General features: G+C 73.0%; 23 protein-coding genes. All 23 read left to right on the top strand.

From position 1 onward, the window contains the following. The 23 genes from wecB (at nucleotide 1) to K6U79_01640 (ending at nucleotide 20,987) form a co-directional block, all read left to right on the top strand. The gene (wecB, locus tag K6U79_01750) at nucleotides 1-1,215 is read left to right on the top strand and encodes a UDP-N-acetylglucosamine 2-epimerase (non-hydrolyzing) (protein ID MCL6521086.1); all 1,215 of its coding nucleotides are present in this window, start codon (nucleotides 1-3) and stop codon (nucleotides 1,213-1,215) included. A gap of 439 nt (nucleotides 1,216-1,654) precedes the next feature. Next, on the top strand, nucleotides 1,655-1,966 hold the full coding sequence (locus K6U79_01745; GenBank protein ID MCL6521085.1) for an AtpZ/AtpI family protein: 312 nt from the start codon (nucleotides 1,655-1,657) through the stop codon (nucleotides 1,964-1,966). After that, entirely contained in the window at nucleotides 1,963-2,268 is a 306-nt protein-coding gene (locus K6U79_01740) for a hypothetical protein (GenBank protein MCL6521084.1), read from the top strand. Before K6U79_01745 ends, K6U79_01740 begins: the two co-directional genes overlap by 4 nt. After that, on the top strand, nucleotides 2,265-2,981 hold the full coding sequence (gene atpB / locus K6U79_01735; protein MCL6521083.1) for a F0F1 ATP synthase subunit A: 717 nt from the start codon (nucleotides 2,265-2,267) through the stop codon (nucleotides 2,979-2,981). The genes K6U79_01740 and atpB overlap by 4 nt, the downstream gene beginning before the upstream one ends. A 104-nt stretch (nucleotides 2,982-3,085) precedes the next feature. Beyond that, complete coding sequence (locus tag K6U79_01730) at nucleotides 3,086-3,301, top strand: ATP synthase F0 subunit C (GenBank protein ID MCL6521082.1); 216 nt, start codon at nucleotides 3,086-3,088, stop codon at nucleotides 3,299-3,301. A 160-nt stretch (nucleotides 3,302-3,461) separates the two neighbouring features. Beyond that, a complete protein-coding gene (gene atpF, locus K6U79_01725; GenBank protein MCL6521081.1) occupies nucleotides 3,462-3,971 on the top strand; it encodes a F0F1 ATP synthase subunit B in 510 nt (169 codons plus the stop codon). After that, nucleotides 3,961-4,569, top strand: coding sequence for an ATP synthase F1 subunit delta (gene atpH / locus K6U79_01720; protein MCL6521080.1), 609 nt, complete (start codon nucleotides 3,961-3,963; stop codon nucleotides 4,567-4,569). Before atpF ends, atpH begins: the two co-directional genes overlap by 11 nt. Beyond that, nucleotides 4,566-6,119 carry a F0F1 ATP synthase subunit alpha gene (gene atpA, locus K6U79_01715; GenBank protein MCL6521079.1) on the top strand — a complete coding sequence of 518 codons (1,554 nt, stop codon included), beginning with the start codon at nucleotides 4,566-4,568 and terminating at the stop codon, nucleotides 6,117-6,119. The genes atpH and atpA overlap by 4 nt, the downstream gene beginning before the upstream one ends. A gap of 27 nt (nucleotides 6,120-6,146) precedes the next feature. After that, nucleotides 6,147-7,010, top strand: a complete 864-nt coding sequence (atpG, locus tag K6U79_01710; GenBank protein ID MCL6521078.1) for an ATP synthase F1 subunit gamma — start codon at nucleotides 6,147-6,149, stop codon at nucleotides 7,008-7,010. A gap of 12 nt (nucleotides 7,011-7,022) precedes the next feature. Beyond that, nucleotides 7,023-8,450: a F0F1 ATP synthase subunit beta gene (atpD, locus tag K6U79_01705; GenBank protein MCL6521077.1), complete on the top strand. Its 1,428-nt coding sequence runs from the start codon at nucleotides 7,023-7,025 to the stop codon at nucleotides 8,448-8,450. Further along, entirely contained in the window at nucleotides 8,451-8,882 is a 432-nt protein-coding gene (gene atpC / locus K6U79_01700; protein MCL6521076.1) for an ATP synthase F1 subunit epsilon, read from the top strand. It begins immediately after the preceding gene. A 69-nt stretch (nucleotides 8,883-8,951) separates the two neighbouring features. Continuing rightward, a complete protein-coding gene (gene spoIID / locus K6U79_01695) occupies nucleotides 8,952-10,085 on the top strand; it encodes a stage II sporulation protein D (protein ID MCL6521075.1) in 1,134 nt (377 codons plus the stop codon). Between the two features lie 48 nt (nucleotides 10,086-10,133). Then, nucleotides 10,134-11,036, top strand: coding sequence for a M23 family metallopeptidase (locus K6U79_01690; GenBank protein ID MCL6521074.1), 903 nt, complete (start codon nucleotides 10,134-10,136; stop codon nucleotides 11,034-11,036). Between the two features lie 193 nt (nucleotides 11,037-11,229). Continuing rightward, entirely contained in the window at nucleotides 11,230-11,520 is a 291-nt protein-coding gene (gene spoIIID / locus K6U79_01685; protein MCL6521073.1) for a sporulation transcriptional regulator SpoIIID, read from the top strand. Nucleotides 11,521-11,643: 123 nt separating this feature from the next. Beyond that, nucleotides 11,644-12,414 (top strand): flagellar hook-basal body protein, encoded by a 771-nt coding sequence (locus K6U79_01680; GenBank protein MCL6521072.1) that lies wholly within the window; start codon nucleotides 11,644-11,646, stop codon nucleotides 12,412-12,414. A gap of 276 nt (nucleotides 12,415-12,690) precedes the next feature. Beyond that, entirely contained in the window at nucleotides 12,691-13,875 is a 1,185-nt protein-coding gene (gene metK / locus K6U79_01675) for a methionine adenosyltransferase (protein MCL6521071.1), read from the top strand. A 361-nt stretch (nucleotides 13,876-14,236) separates the two neighbouring features. Beyond that, nucleotides 14,237-15,832 carry a sensor domain-containing diguanylate cyclase gene (locus K6U79_01670; GenBank protein MCL6521070.1) on the top strand — a complete coding sequence of 532 codons (1,596 nt, stop codon included), beginning with the start codon at nucleotides 14,237-14,239 and terminating at the stop codon, nucleotides 15,830-15,832. After that, nucleotides 15,829-16,620 (top strand): ComF family protein, encoded by a 792-nt coding sequence (locus K6U79_01665; GenBank protein ID MCL6521069.1) that lies wholly within the window; start codon nucleotides 15,829-15,831, stop codon nucleotides 16,618-16,620. The genes K6U79_01670 and K6U79_01665 overlap by 4 nt, the downstream gene beginning before the upstream one ends. 27 nt (nucleotides 16,621-16,647) lie before the next feature. Continuing rightward, a complete protein-coding gene (locus K6U79_01660; protein MCL6521068.1) occupies nucleotides 16,648-17,064 on the top strand; it encodes a MerR family transcriptional regulator in 417 nt (138 codons plus the stop codon). A gap of 90 nt (nucleotides 17,065-17,154) precedes the next feature. Beyond that, on the top strand, nucleotides 17,155-17,583 hold the full coding sequence (locus K6U79_01655; GenBank protein MCL6521067.1) for a flagellar biosynthesis anti-sigma factor FlgM: 429 nt from the start codon (nucleotides 17,155-17,157) through the stop codon (nucleotides 17,581-17,583). Continuing rightward, nucleotides 17,580-18,098, top strand: a complete 519-nt coding sequence (gene flgN / locus K6U79_01650) for a flagellar export chaperone FlgN (GenBank protein ID MCL6521066.1) — start codon at nucleotides 17,580-17,582, stop codon at nucleotides 18,096-18,098. Before K6U79_01655 ends, flgN begins: the two co-directional genes overlap by 4 nt. Nucleotides 18,099-18,170: 72 nt before the next feature. Continuing rightward, complete coding sequence (gene flgK / locus K6U79_01645) at nucleotides 18,171-19,631, top strand: flagellar hook-associated protein FlgK (protein MCL6521065.1); 1,461 nt, start codon at nucleotides 18,171-18,173, stop codon at nucleotides 19,629-19,631. 144 nt (nucleotides 19,632-19,775) lie between these two features. Then, nucleotides 19,776-20,987: a trypsin-like peptidase domain-containing protein gene (locus K6U79_01640; GenBank protein MCL6521064.1), complete on the top strand. Its 1,212-nt coding sequence runs from the start codon at nucleotides 19,776-19,778 to the stop codon at nucleotides 20,985-20,987. The last annotated feature ends 62 nt before the right edge of the window (nucleotides 20,988-21,049 follow it).

Below are 21,049 nucleotides of genomic sequence, written 5' to 3'. Positions count from 1 at the left end.
ATGGGGGCGTCCGCGGCGCAGGCCGGCGGGCCAAGGGTGGTCTGCGTCTTCGGAACCCGGCCCGAGGCCATCAAGATGGCGCCCGTGGTTCGGGCGCTCCAGGCCCGCCCCGCCCTTGACGTGCGCATCGTCCTGACGGCCCAGCACCGCCAGCTTCTCGACCAGGTGATGGAACAGTTCGGCCTGGCGGCGGATGCCGACCTGGATCTGATGCGCCCCGGCCAGCCGCTGGAGGAGCTGACCGCGCGCGCCCTCCTGGCTCTCCACGCGGAGCTGGGGCGCTGGTCGCCCGACCTGGTGCTGGTCCACGGCGACACGACCACCACGTTGGCGGGGGCGCTGGCGGCCTTCTACCGGCGCATCCCCGTCGGCCACGTAGAGGCCGGCCTGCGCAGCTTCCGCCTGGACGCGCCCTTCCCCGAGGAAGCCAACCGCCTCCTTACCGACCGCCTCAGCGCGCTCCATTTCGCGCCCACGCCGCGCGCCCGCCAGAACCTGCTGCGCGAGGGGATCCCGGCCGAGGGGGTGCTGGTCACCGGCAATACGGCCATCGACGCCCTCCTCTGGACCGTAGAGCACGCGCGCAAGGCGGACGTACGCGCCGCGGAGAGGCTGCTCGGCAGCTGGAGCGGCCGCCTGGTCCTGGCCGAGACGCACCGGCGCGAGAGCTGGGAGGGCGCCATCGAAGAGGTGGCGCGCGCCGTGGCGGACGCGGTGCAGGCCCACTCCGACGTGCTCCTCCTCTATTCCGTCCATCCCAACCCCCTCGTCCGGCAGGCGGTGCGGAGGGCGACCGCGGGCCGTGCGCGCGTCCGCCTCGTCGAGCCCCAGCCGTACGGGATCTGGGCGCAGCTGATGCGGCGCGCCCACCTCGTCGTCACCGACTCGGGCGGCATCCAGGAAGAGGCGCCTTCGCTCCACACTCCCGTGGTGCTGGCACGGGAGGTGAGCGAGCGCCCGGAGGGGGTCGAGGCCGGCACGGTCCACCTGGCCGGAACCGGCTACGAGGGCGTGCGCCACCTTGTCGACCGGCTGCTCTCGGATCCCGAGGCCTGGCGTCGCTCGGCGGAGGCGCCCAACCCCTTCGGCGACGGACGGGCTGCGGAGCGCATCGCCCAGGCCGTGGAATGGCGACTGACCGGCCGGGCGCCGAGGCCCGAGGAGTTCCGGCCGGCCCCGCGGAGCCCCGCTGCGGGCGACGGAATCCGGCTATGAAGCGGCCGTCCTCCGGGGTGATCACCTGAGCTACCGTCAGCGCCCACCGGACGCGCCCGTCGCCGCCCTGGCGCTACGGCGCTCCTGTGGATCGTCACGGACGTCGGCTCCTTCGGAGGAACCGGCCGCATCCCAGACCCCTGATCCCAGACCCCTGGGAGGAGCTTCCGGTGGTGGAGCGTTGGTCCCATCCTGCGCGGGGGGTGGCCTCGCACCGGCAGCGTGCCGCCATCCCCACCGCGGCCTGCCGGCCCACTGGGAAGAGTTCTCCCGCGGCCCTTCTCTGGCCAGGCTCGGACCCGATCAGGTATACTCTTCGCCGTGAGCGGCCGCCCGAGCGACCGCCCGTGCCCGGCTTGATACCCATTTCACGAGCCCCGGGCCGGACCGCGAGTCGGCGCACGGGAAGCCCGTCCTGACAAGCCTGAAGGAGATGCCGGTGGCGAATCGCAGGAACGCACCCAACCGCCTCCTGGCGACGGCGCTCTCGGACGCCATCACCGTGGGCGTTGCGGTGTGGGCTGCCTATGCCGGCGGAACCTGGCTGGACGCCAGGTTCCACACGTCTCCCGTCTTCCTCGCCGTCCTGGTCCTGTTGGCGGTAGGCGGCTCCTTGCAGATGGTTGTCAAGGACATGCTTCGCGAGACGGGTGGTAGCGCGCGGGGTGCAGGCCGCCGCACGGGACGGAATCCGGGGGGCGCTCCGGGGGCATCCCCGGAGGAGCCCGGGAAGGACGAGGAGGACCGTTGATTCCCTCGCAACTCCTGGCGGCCCTGGCAGGCGTCGCCGGCGGTTGGTCGAACAGCTGGCTGCTCCGCGTCGCTCTGCGGAGAGCGGCGGCGGAGGAGCGGCGGGACCTCCGCTGGATCTTCGGAGGGTTCGGCGCCCGGTTCGCCGTGGACGCCCTCTTCCTGCTGGGCACCTGGCTCTGGACCCGGGGAGACGCTTGGTCGCTGGTCGCCGTGGCCGCCGGCCTCCTGGCCGGCAGCGCCCTGGGAATCTGGCGAATGGCCCGGCGCACGGCGGGACGGGAGGCGATGCTCGCTCGATGAGCGGAATCGTGCTGGCGGCGGCGCCCGAGATCGGGCAGGAGAGTACCCAGGTCTTCTTCCGCCTCTTCGGGCTGGCCGTCACGTCGCAGATCCTGACCGAATGGGGCCTGATGCTGGTCGTCCTGGCCGCGGTGGTGCTGGCCACGCGCAGGCTCGAGATGGTCCCGCGGGGGGGCCAGAACGCGCTCGAGCTGGGCGTGGAGATGATCATGAACGGCATCCTGGTCCCGGCCCTGGGCAGCAGGGAGAAAGCCCGCCGCTACTTCCCCTTCCTCGCCAGTCTCTTCGTCTTCATCCTGGCCTCCAACTACTCCGAGCTCCTGCCGGGCGCCAACCTGCTCCCCGGCTTCAAGACGCCGACCAGCACCCTGAGCGTGACGGCGGCGCTGGCGCTCATCGCCTTCGTCGCCACGCACGTCTCCGGTTTCATCAGCCACGGGCCGTCCTACTTGAAGCACTTCGTCCGTCCATCCTTCTTCATGCTGCCGCTCAACATCGTCGAGGAGCTGATCCGGCCGCTCTCGCTGGCGCTCCGACTTTTCGGCAACATCTTCGGGGAGGATTCGGTCCTCCTGGTCATGCTTTCCTTTTTACCGTGGATCGTACCGATCCCGTTCATGGTCCTGTTCACGCTCTTCGGCCTGCTGCAGGCCTTCATCTTCACCATGTTGACCGGCGTCTACATCGCCGGGGCGACGGGGGAGGCCGAGTAGCGGCGGGAACGGCCGCCGGACGGCCTGGGGTAACGAAAGGCTTTCCTCCCACCGGGAGGGATCACGCGCTCCGCCAACGGGGGCAGGCGAAAGGAGGGAACCAGGTGACCGCACTCGCTGTAGCCATCGCCATCGCGCTGCCGGCCTTCGGAGCCGCGCTGGCGCAGGGGCAGATCGTCTCCGCAACCATCGACGCGGCTTGGCGCCAGCCGGAGGCTTTGGGGGACGCCCGGGGGGTCATGATCTTGGGCCTCGCGTTCACCGAGGCGCTTGCCATTTATGGTTTGTTGATCGCCTTCTTGCTATACGGCAAGGTGTAGGTGAGGAAGCCGGCGGGGCGCCGGGACGGCCCCTCAAGGGTTCGCGACGGCGCCTCCGCCGGTACCCGGTGGGAGCTTTTGGGTCCGCGGACGGACCGTTTTGGGCGGGCGCCGGAGAGGGCCGCCCGCCGCCAGCACGCGAGGAAAGGGGGGGAGCCGGGTGCCCGGCGGGATCGTCTCCATCGACTGGAATCTCGTGATCTGGAGCATCATCAACTTCTTCATCTTCTTCGGTCTCCTGGCCTACTTCGGCTGGAAGCCGCTCCTGCGGATGCTCGAGGAGCGTGAGAAGAAGATCGCCGGCGACCTCGCCCACGCCGAGAACGAGCGCGAGGCGGCAGCCCGCGCCCGCCACGAATACGAGCAGCGACTGCGCGAGGCGCAGGCCAAGGTGGAGGAGATGCTCAGCCAGGCCCAGGCGACGGCTGCGCAGCTGCGCGAAGAGCAGCTGCGCAAGACGCAGGAAGAGGCCGCGGCCATCCTGGCCCGCGCGGAGCAGGCCATCGCCCGCGAGCGGGACGAGGCGCTCGCCCAGCTCCGGCGGGAGGTGGCGGACCTGGCTGTAGAGGTGGCGCGGCGCGTGATCCGGCGCGAGTTCAGTGAGGAGGACCAGCGCCGCCTCGCCCGCGAGTTCGTCGACGAGATCGGGGCAACGGGCCATGGCGCTTGAGGCGGTCGCGCGCCGTTACGCCGAGGCGCTCTTCGTGTTGGCACGGGAGCGGAACCAGGTGGGCGGCGTGCGGGAGGAGCTGGAGCGGCTGGCGGCCCGGGCGGGCGGGGATCCGCGCTGGCGCTGGGTGCTGGAAAGCCCCGTCCTGCCCGGGTCGGCGCGCGAGAGCGCGCTGGACCAGCTCCTGGGGGAGGAGGCGTCGCCGCTGGTGCGGCGCTTCCTGCACGTGGTCGTCCGCAAGGGTCGCGGCAGCCTCCTGCCGGCCATGGCGCGGGAGTATGGCCGGATGGCGGACGAGGCGGAGGGCATCCGCGAGGCCGAGGTGACCACGGCCATGGCGCTGGACGAGGCGAGCCGCGAGGTGCTGCTCCGCCGCCTGGAGAGCTGGGCCGGCGAGCGGGTACGGCTCCGCGAGCGCGTCGACCCGGCCATCCTGGGCGGGCTGATCGTGCGCGTCGGCGACCGCCGCATGGACGGCTCGGTGCGGACGCGACTCGAGGCGATGCGCCGGCACCTGGCTGGCGCGGAGGCGGTCTCGGGCGCGGTTTCGGGCGCGGCGAGCGGTGGGGCGGACGAAAGGGGAGTGAGCGGCCGGTGAGCATTCGGCCCGAAGAGATCTCCGGCATCCTTCGCCAGCAGATCGAGTCCTTCGACGCATCCGTCCGCCTGGACGAGGTGGGCACCGTCATCCAGGTGGCGGACGGGGTGGCCCGCGTCTACGGGCTGGAGTCGGTCCTGGCCAACGAGCTGGTCGAGTTTCCCAACGGCGTCTACGGCCTGGCCATGAACCTGGAGGAGGAGAACGTCGGCGTCGTCGTTCTCGGCCCCTTCGACGCCATCAAAGAGGGCGACGAGGTGCGGCGGACCGGCCGCGTCATCGAGGTTCCCGCCGGCCCCGAGCTGCTGGGCCGCGTGGTCAACCCGCTGGGCCAGCCGCTGGACGGCAAGGGCGAGATCCGCGCGCGGAGCCGCCGCCCGGTGGAGTGGCGCGCGCCCGGCATCATCGAACGCCAGCCGGTCAACGTGCCGCTGCAGACGGGGCTCAAGGCCATCGACTCCATGATCCCCATCGGGCGCGGCCAGCGCGAGCTGATCATCGGCGACCGGCAGACGGGCAAGACCTCCATCGCCGTCGACACGATCCTCAACCAGAAGGGGCAGGACGTGATCTGCGTCTACGTCGCCATCGGGCAGAAGGCCTCGACGGTGGCGGGGGTGGTGGACACCCTGACGCGCGGCGGCGCCATGGATTACACCATCGTGGTCTCGGCCACAGCCAGCCAGCCGGCGCCCCTGCTCTACCTGGCGCCCTACGCCGGCTGCGCCATGGGCGAGTACTTCATGTACGACGAGCACCGCGACGTCCTGGTGATCTACGACGACCTGACCAAGCATGCCTGGGCCTATCGCGAGCTCTCGCTCCTGCTCCGGCGGCCGCCCGGACGCGAAGCCTACCCGGGCGATGTCTTCTACCTGCACTCGCGCCTGCTGGAGCGCGCGGCGCGGCTGAACGACGAGATCGGCGGCGGCTCGCTGACCGCCCTGCCCATCATCGAGACGCAGGCCGGGGACATCCACGCCTACGTCCCCACCAACGTCATCTCGATCACGGACGGGCAGATCTTCATGGACACCGACCAGTTCTACGCCGGGCTGAGGCCGGCCATCGACGTGGGCCGCTCGGTCTCGCGCGTCGGCTCGGCCGCCCAGGTGAAGGCCATGCGCCAGGTGGCGGGCCGGCTCCGCCTCGACCTGGCCCAGTACCGGGAGCTGGCCGCCTTCGCCCAGTTCGGCTCCGATCTGGACAGGGTGACGCAGGCGCGTCTGGCCCGCGGCCAGAGGCTGGAGCAGACGCTGAAGCAGGGCGAGCGCCAGCCGCTGGCGGTGGAGGACCAGGTGATCCAGATCTACGCGGCCGTCCACGGGTTTTGCGATGAGATCCCGGTCGACCGCGTGGTCGACTTCCAGAACCGGCTGCTGGAGCGGATCCATGCGCTCCACCCGGAGATCCCGCGCCGCATCGCGGAGACCAAGGTGCTGGACGAGGCGCTGACCGCGGCACTGGAGAGCGCGATCCGCGAGATCCGGGATGCCTTCCTGGGGCGGACGGCCGAAGCCGGGGAGCCGGCGCAGGCGCAGGCGTCATGAGGAGAGGCCTGCGCGGGGGGCGGGGTCATGCCTGACCTGCAGATCATCCGCAGGCGCATGCGCGCCATCGAGAGCACTCGGAAGATGACCCGGGCGATGGAGATGGTGGCGGCGGCCAAGCTGCGCCGGGCGCAGGAGCAGGCCCAGGCCGGCCGGGCCTACGCCGCCAGGCTCCAGGAGGTCCTCCGCCGCCTGGCGGCGAGCGGCGTGCAGGTGGAGCACCCGCTTCTGGCACCGCCGCGCGGGAGCGACCGCCTCCTGGTGGTCTTCACCGCCGATCGCGGGCTGGCAGGCCCTTTCAACGCCAACATCATCCGGGAGACCGCCCTGGCCATGCGCGAGGGGGAGCCGGCCCAGATCGCCGTGCTCGGACGGCGCGGGGACGGGGCCTTCCGCCACCGCGGCTGGCCCGTGCGCCACAGCTGGCTGGGCATCGGCGAGGAGGCGCGGGTGGAGCTGGCCCGGGAGGTGGCCGACCTGGCCATGGAATGGTACATCCAGGGCCAGGTGGGACGGGTGGAGCTGATCTACACCGAATTCGTCTCCACCCTGCGCCTCGTTCCCCGGCGGCTGCAGCTGCTGCCGGTGGTGACGCCGGAAGCGCAGGAGGGCGGCCGGCGCCAGGCCACGGTGGACTACATCTTCGTCCCCTCCGCGGAGGGGCTCCTGGTCCACCTCCTGCCCTCCATGGTGCGGACCACGGTCTATCAGGCGCTCCTGGACTCCAAGGCCTCCGAGCACGCGGCCCGCATGACCGCCATGCGCTCGGCCACGGACAACGCCTCGGAGCTGCTGGAGGAGCTGCACCTGGAATACAACCGCGAGCGGCAGACCTCCATCACCACCGAGATCGTCGAGGTGGTCAGCGGCGCGGAGGCGCTGCGCGGGTAGCCGCGGCACGAGATTGAGCGACGGGAGGAATCCCCAGTGGCCGGAGACGGTCGCGTCACGCAGGTGATCGGAGCCGTGGTGGACGTCGTCTTCCCGGACGGCGAGCTGCCGGCCATCTACAACGCGCTGAAGACGCCCCTGGGCGACGGCGAGCTCACCCTGGAGGTGGCGCAGCACCTGGGCAACAACACGGTCCGCTGCGTCGCCATGGCCTCCACGGACGGACTCCAGCGCGGTTCGCCGGTCCGCGACACGGGGGGCCCCATCCGGGTCCCGGTGGGCCGGAACACCCTGGGACGCATGTTCAACGTCCTCGGCGAGCCCATCGACGGGCTCGGCCCGGTGGAGACCGAGGAGCGGTGGGCGATCCACCACCCGGCGCCGGACGTCTCCGAGGTCAGCCCCGCCACGGAGATGCTGGAGACGGGCATCAAGGTCATCGACCTGCTCGAGCCCTACGCGCGGGGCGGCAAGGTCGGCCTCTTCGGCGGCGCCGGCGTGGGCAAGACGGTCATCATCATGGAGCTGATCCACAACGTCGCCATGCAACACGGCGGCTTCTCGGTCTTCGCCGGCGTGGGGGAGCGGACGCGCGAGGGCAACGAGCTGTACAAGGAGCTGAAGGAGTCGGGCGTCCTCGACAAGACCACGCTGGTCTACGGCCAGATGAACGAGCCGCCCGGCGCGCGCCTGCGGGTGGCGCTCTCCGGCCTCACCATGGCCGAGTACTTCCGCGAGACCGAGGGGCAGGACCTCCTGCTCTTCATCGACAACATCTTCCGCTTCACCCAGGCCGGTTCCGAGGTCTCGGCGCTGCTGGGGCGGATGCCTTCGGCGGTGGGCTACCAGCCGACGCTGGCGACGGAGATGGGCAACCTGCAGGAGCGGATCACCACGACCAAGCGGGGGTCGATCACCTCCATCCAGGCCATCTTCGTGCCGGCGGACGACTACACCGACCCGGCCCCGGTGACCACCTTCGCCCACCTGGACGCCACCACGCGCCTGGAGCGGTCCATCGCGGAGCGCGGCATCTACCCGGCGGTCGACCCGCTGGCCTCCACCTCGCGCATCCTCGATCCGGCGGTGGTGGGCCAGGAGCACTACCAGGTGGCGCGCGGGGTGCAGGCGGTACTGCAGCGCTACCGCGAGCTGCAGGACATCATCGCCATCCTGGGCATGGAGGAGCTCTCCGAGGAAGACAAGCTGACCGTGCAGCGGGCGCGCAAGATCGAGCGCTTCCTCTCGCAACCCTTCCACGTGGCCGAGGTCTTCACCGGCGTCCCCGGCGCCTACGTCCCCGTGCAGGAGACCGTGCGCGGCTTCAAGGAGATCCTGGAGGGCCGCCACGACGAGCTGCCGGAGGAAGCCTTCTACATGGTGGGGACCATCGACGAGGCGGTGGAGAAGGGCAAGAAGCTGCTGGCGGAGGCCGTCTGAATGTCGGAACGACGCATCCGCATGTCGGTGGTGACGCCCCGGGGCACCCTCTTCGAGGGCCTGGTGGAGTACCTGACGCTGCCCAGCGTGGAAGGCATCTACGGCGTGCTGCCCGGCCACGCTCCCATGGTGGTCGCCCTCCGTCCCGGGGTCGTCCACTACGGCATGGCCGGCCGGCACGGCATCGCCGTGGGCTCGGGCCTCTGCGAGATCCTCCAGGACCGGGCCACCGTCCTGGCCGAGGGGGCCTACCTGCCCGGGCAGCTGGACGTGGCCGCGCTCCGGGAGCAGCATGCCGCGCTGGCCGCGCGGATCGAGACGGGCGGCTCGCCCGAGGAGATCGCCCAGGCCCGGCAGCAGCTGCAGCGGGTGCTGGCCCTCCTGGAGCTGGACAAGGAGGCCCCCGAGGGGCGCCGCTCGTCCCCTCTCTGAGCGGGAGGGAGGGGGCGCGGGCATATCCACCCGCCACCGCCCATAGGCATCCCTCCACGGGGGGGTTCCATGGCGCGGAGCGCTCTGCTGGTCTTCCTCTTCGCCCTCGTGGCGGTGCTGCTTGTCCCCTCGACGGTGGCGCTTCTGGCGGGCGAGAGGCTCTCCTCGCCCGCGCTGGAGCTGCCCCCCACACCGGGATCGCCGCCGGGCGGCTGGCCGGGCGTCGAGACGCCGCCGGTCCCCGGCCAGCCGGGCGGCCGAGCCGGCGCCGCCGCGGCGCCGGGAGAAGGCCCATCTCCCGGGGCGGGGCCGGCGGCAGCCCTGCCCTCCGCCGAGAGCCTCGTCAGCGTCTACGACGAGCAGGCGGGGCAGCTCCTTCGCATGCCGCTGGAGACGTACGTCGCCGGCGTAGTGGCGGCGGAGATGCCTGCCGGCTTCGCCCTCCCCGCCCTGGAGGCGCAGGCGGTGGCGGCGCGCACCTTCGCCGTCGCCCAGCTGGTCGCCGGCACCGCGCGCTGTCCCCTCCGGCCCGAGGCGGACTTCTGCTCCGATGGCCGCCACGGTCAGGCGTGGGCCTCACCCGCCGAGCGCCGGCGCTTCTGGGGGGTGCTGGCCCCGGTCTACGAGGCCAAGATCGAGCAGGCCGTCCAGGCCACCGCCGGGGAGGTCCTCCTCTGGCGGGGCGAGCCCATCGAAGCCTTCTACAGCGCCTCCGCGGGCGGGAGGACGGCCAGCGCCCGGGAAGTCTTCGGCCTCGACCTTCCCTACCTGCCCAGCCGGCCCTCACCCGACGCGGACCGGCCGACGCCCGCACGCACGACCCGGCTTCCCATCGCGAAGGCGGCCCGCGCGCTGGGGATCGACCCGGGCCAGCTGCAGCCGGCGGGCGGCCAGGCGGGGACGCCGATGGCGACGGTGGTGGCGCGCACCCCCTCGGGGCGCGCCGCCGAGGTGCGGGTGGGCGACCGCTCCTTCAGCGGCACGGACTTCCGGCAGCGTCTGGGGCTCCCGTCCACGCTCATCGAATCGCTGGCCGTCCGGGGAGGCGAGCTGGTGGTCGAGACGCGGGGTTACGGCCACGGGGTGGGGCTCAGCCAGTATGGGGCGGCCGCCATGGCCCAGCAGGGCGACTCGGCCCAGGCCATCCTGGCCTACTATTACCCGGGGACCCGACTTGCCCACCTTCCCCCGGCTCCTGTATAGAACCGCCACCGATAGCAAAGCCTACCGCCGGGAGGTGAACCTCTCGGCATGGACGAGCAGCAGAGTCCCACCCCGGGCGGGCCGGACCGGGCCGGAGGCGCGGGCGCCTGGCCGCCTCGCTGGGGCCGGCTCCTGGAGACGCTTTCGTCCGCGCCCGCGCGGCGCCTGATCGGAGTGGCCTTTCTCGTCTTCGTCGTCGCCTTCGGAGCCTACTATGCGGTCCTCGCCCATCCCGGGCTGCGCACCAGCCTGGGCAGCGAGCTTCGGCGGGTGGAGCAGGCCGGCGGCGCGGCGCTGCGGCACCTGCGTCCGCAGGCGCAGAGCGGGCGGGTGAACGGACGGACGACGGCCGCGGAAAAGGGCGCGAAGGGGCTGCCGGAGCGGGGGACGGCCACGGGCGGCGCTTCCTCGCGCGCGGCGGCCGCGGGCGGTGCCACCCCGGGCGCCGGTGCGCCGGCCTCCGCCGGCCAGGGAACCGCCGCGGCAGCTCCGGCGGCGCAGGAAGCGGCGGCAACGGCCCAGCCGGGTGCGGCCGCCAACCCGGCGGAGCGGAAGCTGCTCTGGCCGGTCAGCGGTCCCGTCATCGCCGGCTTCGGCTGGGGGTATTCGGTCACCATGCACGACTGGCGGTGGCATGACGGCATCGACGTGGCCGCCAAGGTGGGCACGCCGGTGCGGGCCGCCGCGGCCGGCCGCGTGACCTCCGTCAGCGGCGACGACCAGGACGGCTGGACCGTCCGCATCGCGCACGTGGCCAACGTGCAGACGGTCTACAGCGGCCTGGAGCGCCCGCTGGTCAAGGTGGGTCAGACGGTCGAGAAAGGCCAGGTGCTGGGAGCGCTGGGCGGCGGCCCGCTGGACGAGGCCGCCGAGGCGCCGCATCTGCACTTCGCCATCCTGGCGTCGGGACAGGCGACCGATCCGATCAACTTCCTGCCGCCGCTGCCCTGAAACGAACGGGGCGACGGCGGGAGGCGGAGGTGAGAGGCGCGCCCGACGGCGCGCGACCCTGCCGGCGACATCGAAAAGACGAACAGGAAACACGGCGGCGGGCGGTCCCCCTGGGGCGCGCCCGCGCGTCATGTTCCCCCTCGCCCGGCACATATAGATGGCTCGAGTCCGCCGGGTCGGGGGGGTCTATTTCATGAAGGACCACATCTGGAAGCGCGTCCTCGAGGTGGGCCTGTATATCGCCGAGACCAAGGCCACCGTCCGGGACGCCGCCCGCGTCTTCGGCGTGAGCAAGAGCACTATTCATAAAGATGTGACGGACAGACTTCCTCGTATCAACGAGAAACTTTCCGAGCAGGTGAAACAGGTGCTTGAATTCAACAAGGCCGAACGCCACCTGCGCGGCGGCGAAGCCACCCGCAGGAAGTACGCGGAGCGCCACCGCAACACGGCCGCCCCTGCCGCCCGCGAGCGCGGCACATGAGCGACCGCCCGGACGGAGGCGGCCGACGGCAGGATTCGGCAGGAAACGAGCCCTCCCCGGCGAACCACGTGGCAGCGTGGGACGGGCCCCGGCCGGCGGCGGGGCCCGGCGGAGGCGAGTGCGGTGCTGCGAGGCGTCTACATGGCCGGTTCAGGCATGGTGGCCCAGCAGGAGTGGCTGGACGCCCTGGCGGGCGACCTGGCCAACCTGAACACGCCGGGCTACCGGAGGATCGCCGACTCGTTCGCCAGCTACCTGGAGCCCCCGCTGACGCGGAGCCAGGACGGGCTGGTGGCCGCCTACCTGGGAAACGTCTCGTACGGCACCGCCTTCCTGACGGAGGGTGCGGTGGACCGCCAGGGCCCGGCCGTGGCGACCGGCCGCTCCCTCGACTTGGCGCTCGGCCAGCCCGGCTGGTGGTTCGCCGTGGAACGGCGCGACGGCAGCACGGGCTACGTACGCACCCTGGCGCTGGAGGTCGACGCCGACGGTCGGCTGGTGACGCCCGACGGACTCCCCGTCCTGGGGAGCGACGGGAAGCCGGTGCAACTGCCCGCCGGTACGACGGCCGGCCAGGTGGGCGTGGACGGCGAGGGCCGCGTGCAGGCGGCGGGCCGCACCGTCGGCCAGTTGGCGCTGGTCCAACTGAACGGCCCGATCACGCCGGCGGCGGACGGGACCTACGACGGACAGCCCGTCGCCGGGGCCGGGACCGGCGGGGCGGTACCGCCCGGGCTGGTGGAGAGCGGGCTCCTGGAGGGGTCCAACGTCGATCTGGCCGCTTCGATGGTGGACCTGATCCGCGCGCAGCGCGCCTACCAGCTGAGCGCCTCTACCCTGAGGACCGAGGATCAGCTGCTCGGGCGGCTTTTCCAGCTGCCGGGATCGGCCTGAGCGGCCGACCGCGGGGAGACTCCCGCCACGCAGACCGGGTTTGACGGCCGGCGGGCCGGGATGGTAGCATGAGCGCGATCTTTGGCGGCCGGCGCTCGAACCGGTCATGGCCTGGACCAGCCCGCGGGCGACGGGGAACCCCTCTCGAAGGAGGGGGGATTTTTTTGCGCCGCCTCGCGGACAGGCCCAGGCGCGGCGCCGCAGGCGGAGCGGCCGGCCCGGGACCTGCCGGCGCGAGCCCGAGCGCCGCAACTCCCGCTTGGGAGGTGGATGCCCATGTCCGGGCGCCTCTTCACGTCCGAGTCGGTCACCGAGGGACACCCCGACAAGGTGGCGGACCAGATCTCCGACGCCATCCTGGACGCCATCCTGGAACAGGACCCGGAAGCGCGCGTCGCGGCCGAGACCCTGGTCACCACCGGGCTGGTCTTCGTCACCGGCGAAATCAGCACCGACTGCTACGTCGACATCCCCTCGCTGGTCCGCCGCACGGTGCGCGAGATCGGCTACACGCGCGCCAAGTACGGCTTCGACGGCGACACCTGCGCCGTGGTCACCTCCATCCACGAACAGTCTCCCGACATCGCCGCGGGCGTCAACCAGTCGCTGGAAGTGCGCCTGGGCGTCGGCCAGGACCCGTTGGACGCCGAGGGCGCCGGCGACCAGGGCATGGTTTTCGGCTACGCTACGGACGAGACGCCCGAGGCCATGCCGCTCCCCATCCAGCTGGCCCACGGGCTGGCGCGACGCCTGGCCCAGGTGCGCAAGAGCGGCCTCTTGCCCTACCTGCGCCCCGACGGCAAGACCCAGGTGACGATCGAGTACGAGGAAGACCGCCCGGTGCGCGTCCACACCCTGCTGATCTCCGCCCAGCACCACCCCGACGTGGACCTGCGCACGCTGGAGGAGGACTTGCGCCGGCACGTGGTGGCGCCCGTGGTCCCCGCCGAGCTCCTCGACGGCGAGAGCCGCCTCCTCGTCAATCCGACGGGCCGTTTCGTGGTGGGCGGGCCGCAGGCCGACTCCGGCCTCTCGGGCAGGAAGATCATCGTCGACACCTACGGCGGCGCCGCCCACCACGGAGGCGGCTCCTTCTCGGGCAAGGACCCCAGCAAGGTCGACCGCTCCGCCTCGTACGCCGCGCGCTGGGTGGCCCGCAACCTGGTGGCGGCCGGCGTGGCCCGGCGTTGCGAGATCCAGGTGGCCTACGCCATCGGCGTCGCCCGTCCCGTCTCCATCCGCGTGGACACCTTCGGCACGGGCCTTCTCCCGGACGCCGAGCTGAGCGAGGTGGTGCGCCGCGTCTTCGACCTGCGGCCGGCCGCCATCATTCGCGACCTCGACCTGCGGCGGCCCATCTACCGGCCCACCGCCGCCTACGGTGCCTTCGGGAGGAAGGACCTCGACCTGCCCTGGGAGCGGGCGGACCGGGTGGCGGAGGTGCGCGCCGCCGTCCGCTGAGCCTCGGCGCAGCCCGGCCCGCCTCGCGCCGGTCCGCCCGGAACGGCTCCCGCTAGACGGACGTCGACACGGCTCGACCCGGATGCTGCCAGGATCTGGGGAGTCCTGGAAGGAAACCGATGGCGGACGTCGAAAACGGAAGCCACCCGGGGAGCGCGAGCGGAGACCGAGGCGTAACCCGGCGGAAGGGGGCTGGACGGGCGAGCAAGGCCGTCGTGACGGCACGTCCAGACCGGAGGCCGGGGGGAGCAGCCGCATGAGCCGACCGACGTGGGCTCGCGTCTTGGCGGGGGCCGTCTGCGCCGCCGGCGCAGGGGCGACCCTCCTGGCTGTTCATGGCTGGCGCCCGGGGCCGGGCGCCATGGCGTTGGGGGCAGGGCTCTTCGGCCTGGCCCTGGTGAGCGACGCCTTCTCGGTGCCACTGCCCGACACCGGGACGCTCTGGCTCGGCTTCGCCATCTCGGTCACCTCGCTCCTCCTCCTGGGCGTGGGTCCCGCCATGCTGATCGACGGGACCAGCATGGCGCTCTGGAGCGCCTTCGACACGTGGCGGACGCGCAGGCGGCCCTGGTACGCGGTCGCCTTCAACGCCGGGCAGGCGACGATCGACGTCGCCGTGGGCGCGCTGGTGGCCGCCGCCTGGCTGCCTCGTGGCGTCGATGGGGGGCACTTCTGGGCCAATCCGCGCGTGGCCGGCTACCTGGCCGCCTTCGCCCTGGGCTACCTCCTGGCCAACTACGCGCTGGTGGGGACGATCCTCTGGCTGGAACGTGGCGAGGACCTGCTCGCCGACCGGCGGCAGATCCTCTTCGACACCGCCCTCACGCTGGTCAACGCCATCTTCGGCCTTCTCCTCATCCAGATGTACGTCGACGGAGGCCTGGGAGGTCTCCTGCTGGCCTCTCTCACCACCCTCTTCCCGCTCCTGGGGCTGGCGCGCTTCTACATGGTGCTCCGCCAGGCGCACGACGAGCTGGACCTGTACCACCAGACGGCCCTGGAGCTCTCCCGGGCGCTGGACATGGGCGCCGTCTTCCGGCACCTGGCGGCCTCCGTCCGGCGCCTCATCCCGGCCGACTGGCTGGCCCTCTGGCTGTTGGACGATGCGCGCCAGGGCCGCTTCATCTGTGCGGTGGCGACCGGCAGCCGGCTGGAGGGCCGCACCCTGGACTCCGGGCTGCCCTGGGTCCAGCGGTTGCTGGCCACCCGGCGTGCACTGCCCCTCCAGCGCGAAGAGCTGCGGGCCATCCTGCCGGTCGCCGACGAGGGCGCAGCCGTCCCCGGGGCGCTGGTCGCCCCGCTGACGGCGGGCGACACCGTCTTCGGCTTCGTCATGCTGGGCGGCGTCCCGGAGGGCTCGCCGGCTCGCTTCCACCCGCACCAGAGTCACCAGCTGGAAGTGCTGGCCAGCCAGGCGGCGGGAGCCGTCCAGAACGCCATCCTCTATCACCAGTTACTGGAAGCGGCCCAGACGGACGCCATGACCGGCCTTTACAATTACCGCCACTTCGCCGAGCGCCTGCGCGAGGAGCTGGAACGGTCGAGCCGCTCCGGCCAGCCGCTGGCGCTCCTCTTCATCGACATGGACCGCTTCAAGACGTACAACGACAACTTCGGCCACCTGGTGGGCGACGACCTGCTCCGGGCCGTGGCCCGCCTCATCCGTTCCTCGGTCCGCGAGAGCGACGTGCCCGCCCGCTACGCCGGGGACGAGTTCGCCGTCATCCTTCCCGGCGCGGATGAGCGGGCCGCCAGGGAGGCGGCGGAACGCATCCAGCGCGCCCTGGCGAACTTCGCCTTCCCGGTCGGGGGGCGCACCCTGGTCCGCGTCTCCGCCAGCATCGGCGTGGCGGTCAGCCCGCAGGACGGGCGCTCGGTGGACGAGCTCCTGCGTGCCGCGGACAGCAAGATGTATCGCGAGAAGGGCCCCCAGGCCGGCGACGCGCTCCCGTCATGACGGGGGAGTGGCGGGCGGCGGCCGGCGCGCTTCTCGCCCTGCTCTACCCCGAGCAGGGCCTCTGCCAGCTCTGCGGGCAGCCACTGGCGGGGCGCGAGCCGGGAGCGGAAGCGGCGAGACGACTCGCCCGCTTCCTGCCGGATCCGCCGAGCCTCTGCCGCGACTGCCTGGCCTCGGTAGCCGAGGAGTCCGGCGTCTGCCCTCGCTGCGGTCGCCCGGCGCCCCCGGCCCCCGGATCGCCGGCGGGGCCCGTCCAGGCCTGCCCGGAATGTGTGGCCCATCCGCCCGTGGCCGCCCGGCTCCGCTGTGTCGGCGTCTACCAGGGGGCGCTCCGCGAGGCGGTCCTGGCCTTGAAGCACGGCGGGCGCACGGACCTGGCCCGCGTCCTGGGCCGCCTCATGGCGCTCCGCCTGCGCGAGGGGCTCGCCGCGCCCGACCTGCTGGTCCCCATGCCGCCCAGCCGCAACGGCCTGCGCCGGCGAGGCTACAACCAAGCGGCGCTCCTGGCCCGCGAGGCGGCGGCGCCCTGGCGTCTGCCCGTACAGCCCCTGCTCCGGGGTGTCGACCCCTCCGGGCAGGAGGGTCGCGCCCGGGAGATGCGGCGCTTCGCCCGGGCGGGGCGTTTCGCGGTCGACGTCGAAGTGGCCGGCGCGCGCCTCCTTCTCATTGACGACCTCTACGCCACCCGCGCCACCCTGGACGCGGCCGCCGAGGCGCTCTACGCGGCCGGGGCGGCGCGGGTGGAGGCCCTGGTGGCGGCCGCACCCCTTTACACGGGCAGCCGCTGAGCGATAGGGCGGTAGGGGGCGGGCGGGATGACGCAACTCGTCAACTGCAGGCGCTGTCACCGCCTTTTCGCTTCGGCCGGCGCCGGCCTCTGCCCCGAGTGCATCGAGGAGCGCGAGGCGGAATTCGAGCGGGTTCGCGACTGGCTGGACCGCCATCCACAAGGGTCGGCCGCCCAGGCCGCCGAGGCGACCGGCGTGCCGCTGGCCGAGGTGACCGGCTTCATCCGCGAGGGACGCCTCCGCCTGGGCAGCGGCGAACTGCGCTGCGAGCGCTGCGGTACGTTGATCACCAGCGGGCACCTCTGCACCCGCTGTGCGGAGGATTTGGAACGCGCGGTGGAGGGCGCAGGCCGCCGCGCCGCTCCTCCCGCCTCCGGTCCGGGCAAGGCCGAGCGGCGGGCGGAACGTCTCCGGTTCCACACGCGCCGGGGACCGGAGGGCTAGCGACGCCAGGGAGAGGGCCGGCGGCCGCCCCGACGTGCCGGCGGGAGCGTGCCCGCACCGTCGGGGCGGCGCCCGGCGAGGAAGGGCGAGGTGGTTGAGGTGCGCATCTCCAGCCAGCAGCTCGAGCGGCTTCTGCGCGAGTACCGGAGCCAACAGGCGAAGGCGGGCGGCCAGGCTGCGGCCGGGGGAGCGGGTGCGGTCGAGCCGGGCCAGGGCGCCCGTACGGGGTCGGCGGGGGGCGCCGCGGCCGGGGGAGGGCGGGACACCGTCGACTTCTCGCCGGCCGCACAACAGCTCTTGCGCAGCCGCGAGGCCGGCGTCGACCCGCAGCGGGCCGCCCAGATCGAGGCCATCCGCCGCCGGCTTCAGGCGGGCACCTACCGGGTATCCGGAGAGGAAGTCGCCCGGGCCTGGCTGCGCAGGCTGGTCGCCGACCAGGTGGCGCAGCGCCTGGAGACTTCCTCCGCGCAGAGCGGCTCGTCCGGTTCCGGCGGGGGCGATGCCGCTCCCCGGCCATGAGGGCCGGGGCGGCCCGCCGCGCGGCCGCGGCGGAGCTGGCCAGGGCGCTGGAGGAGGAGCGCGACGCCTGCCGCCGGCTGCGCGAGGGCGGGCGAAAAGTCCAGGCTGCGCTGGCCGCGGGAAGGACCGCCGGCGTCCGGGCGGCGCTGGCCGAACAGGACGCCGCCCTGCGACGGCTGGAGCGGGCCCGGCGCCGGCGGCGCGAGGCCCAGGAGCTCGTCGCCGGCGAGCTGGGCCTGGAGGCCACGAGCCCGCTCGGGAAGCTTCTGGAGCGGATGCCGCCCGAAGAGGGCGCCCGTCTTGCCGACCTGCGGCGGGCGCTGGAGGAGGAGGTCCGTCAGGTCAGCCGGGTCAACCAGGAGACCATGCGCCTGGTGGAGGCCTTCGGGCGGTACGTGGACTTCCTGCGCGACCTGGTCCAGCGTCACGAGCGGGCGGGAGTCTATACCGCCGACGGCCGGCCTGCGCGTTCGCCGGGCTCTTCCCAGGCAAGGACGCTCTCCCGCTACCGCTGAGCGCCCCAGGCGGCGGGCAGGCCGGAGCGGGAGCGATCCCCGGGTGGGGCGGAGAGAAGGAGGAGGCAGGACGTGTCCTCGAGCTTCTACGGGCTGGAGATCATGAAAAGGGCGCTGGCGGCCGAACGCCTGGCCCTGGAGCTGACGGGGCACAATGTCGCCAACGCCACCACCCCCGGTTACAGCGTGCAGCGTGCCGACCTGGTCGACGTAGCGGGCGTGCCGGTCCGCCCCGGGGTGGTGGGGGGCGGCGTCGACGTGGCCGAGATCACCCGCCAGCGGGACTTCTACCTGGACGAGCAGTGGCGCCAGAGCAACGCCAGCCAGGCCGACTGGCAGGTGCGCCAGCAGGTCTACCAGGAGATGGAGGTGGCGCTCAACGAGCCGGGGGGCCAGGGGCTCTCGGCTCCGCTGGACGCCTTCTGGAGCGCCTGGAACGACCTGGCCAACCACCCCTCGGACGGCGCGACGCGCCAGGCGGTCCTCGACGCCGCCAACAACTTGGTCCAGTCGCTCCAGCAGACCGCGTCCCGCCTCGCGGACGTGGGTAGCGGCATGGTCTCCGCCATCCAGAGCCGGGTGGAGGAGGCCAACGGGCTGCTCGGCCAGCTGGCGCAGCTGGTCCCGCAGATCCGGCTGCTCCAGGCGCGCGGCCTCTCGCCCAACGACCTGCTCGATCAGCGGGACCGGCTCTTGGACCGGCTCAGCCAGCTGACCGGGGCGACGGCCTCCGTCCAGAGCAACGGCGACCTGACCGTCGAGATCGGCGGCGTCGCCGTGCTGGCGACCGCGGGCCAGGCCACTCCCCAGCCCGCCGTTCTCGCCTTCCAGGTCGACCCGGCGACGCAGGCGGCGCAGTTGACCGCCACGGACGCCTCCGGCACCCAGACCCTCAACCCGGATTCGGGCGAGATCGCCGGCTACCTGGCCATGCTGACCGACACGAGCCAGGGCCTGCCGGCTCTCCAGGGACGCCTGGCTTCCTTCGCCTACCAGCTGGCCACGGCGGTCAACAACCAGCACCAGCAGGGCTTCGACGCCAGCGGCAACCCCGGCGTCGCCTTTTTCACCCTGGGCGCCGGTACGGGAACGACCTTCGATCTCTCCAGCCTGTCGGTGAACATCACCGACCCCAACGCGATCGCCGCCTCCTCCAGCAGTTGGTCGGGAAGCCCAACGGCCGTGGACGACGGCGGCAACGCGGCCAGCATCGCCGCGCTGGCCAGCACCCAGATGGGCTTCTCCCTCCCGGGCGGGGGTACGCTGGACGTAACGCCGGACGGCTTCCTGGGGGCGACGGTGGCGACGCTGGGGAACCAGGCGCAGGCGGCGCAGCAGGAGCTGCAGGGCGCGCAGGCGCTGGTCCAGCAGCTGGACAGCCAGCGACAGTCGGTCTCCGGCGTCTCGCTGGACGAGGAGATGGTACGCATGGTCCAGTACCAGAGCGCCTACGCCGCCGCCGCCAAGATGGTCTCCAGCATCGACGCCATGTTGGGCGTGCTGATCAACGAGGTGGGCTCGGCCGGCCACTGATCCCCCCGTTTTGGTCTCCCTCTCCGCCGGTCGTACCCTGGAAGGCGGTGGGAGATCCCGCCGCTGTCGGGCGGGGAGCCCGGGCCCGCCCGGCCCCGGCTCTTCCGCCCCCTACCTTCCGTCGCCTACTGCGAGGTGGTCGACATGCGCAGGCGCGTGCTCTCGGCTCTCGTCGCCGTGCTGGCCGGCGCGCTCGTGGTCCTCGGCGCGGACGGCGGTCCGGCTCTGGCCCGGGTACGGCTTCCGGCCGGGACGGCCGCGGCGTGGTTCCGGGATCTCGGTCTCCCTCCCCCGGTGGCGACGCCGGGGGGCGCGGCGGAGCTCCAGGCGCTGATTCGCCAGCTCGTCGTCCTCCTGGAGCGCGAGGAAGCGCTGGCCGGCTGGTACCTGGGCGGCAGCGGCGTGCCGGGCGCGGCCCTGCCGGCGGCCACCGCTCCGGCGACGCAGGCGCCGGCGGGCGTGCCGGCGGTGGTGGCGGTCAGCCCGGCCAGCGGCTCGGCCGGCCAGACGGTGCTGGTCCGCGGGAGCGGCTTCCTCGGCGCCACCGGCGTCCAGTTCGGCGGCGCGCCGGCCGCCTTCCGGGTGCTCTCCGACCGCTGGATCCTGGCCCGCGTGCCCCGGGGAAGCGGCACCGTCGACGTGGTGGTGAGCAGCCCGGCGGGCGGGAGCGCGCCCGCTCCGGGCAACCGCTTCACCTACGTCGACGCGGGCGCGCTCCAGGCGGCGGTGGCGGCGACGGTCCGGCTGGACATCCGCGGCGACGGGTCGGAGGCGGCCTGCTCGGGCGTGCTGGTCTCTTCCTCGCCCGCCGTGGTGCTGACCGCCGGCCACTGCGTCGACTGGCTGAGCGCGCCCGGCGAGGCCGCCTACCAGGTCGCCTTCCCGGTGGCGGGGGAGGGGCCCCTGCCGGCGCACCTGCTCTTCACCGACGCGCCCCATGACCTGGCGGCGCTGGTCCTCGACGCCGAGCCGCCCGTCGCGCCGGTGACGCTCCGCTCGGATGCGCCCGCCGCGGGCGAGACCGTCTACGATGTCGGCTACCCAGGCGGCCGCGCGAGGCCGCAGGTACGGGTCGGTCAGGTCCTCCTCGCCCACGCGGCGCAGGTGCCCGTCAGCGGGTCGGAGGTACCCGACGTGACGGTGACCGATCTGGCGGTCCAGCCCGGCGAGAGCGGCGGTCCGCTCTTGGACGCGTCGGGGCGGCTGGCCGGCATCCTGGCGGGCGGCAGCCTCTACCGCGGCCGTGGCTTCCGGGCCTCTGCCACCTCCGTCTACACCTGGGCGCCGGAGGTGGCGAGGTTCGCCGCCCGGGCGGAGGCCGCCGCCGGCTCCGGGACGGCCGGCCCGGGCGCGTAGGGGCGGCGGCTCCCGTACGGCCGGGGACGGAGGGGGGCGGCGCCCGTGCCGCCCCCGTAAAG

The organism is Bacillota bacterium (assembly GCA_023511835.1).
GTDB lineage: Bacteria > Bacillota > Sulfobacillia > JAIMAT01 > JAIMAT01 > JAIMAT01.
Note: the sequence above shows the minus strand (reverse complement) of the source record. Positions and strands in the feature narration are given on the sequence as shown.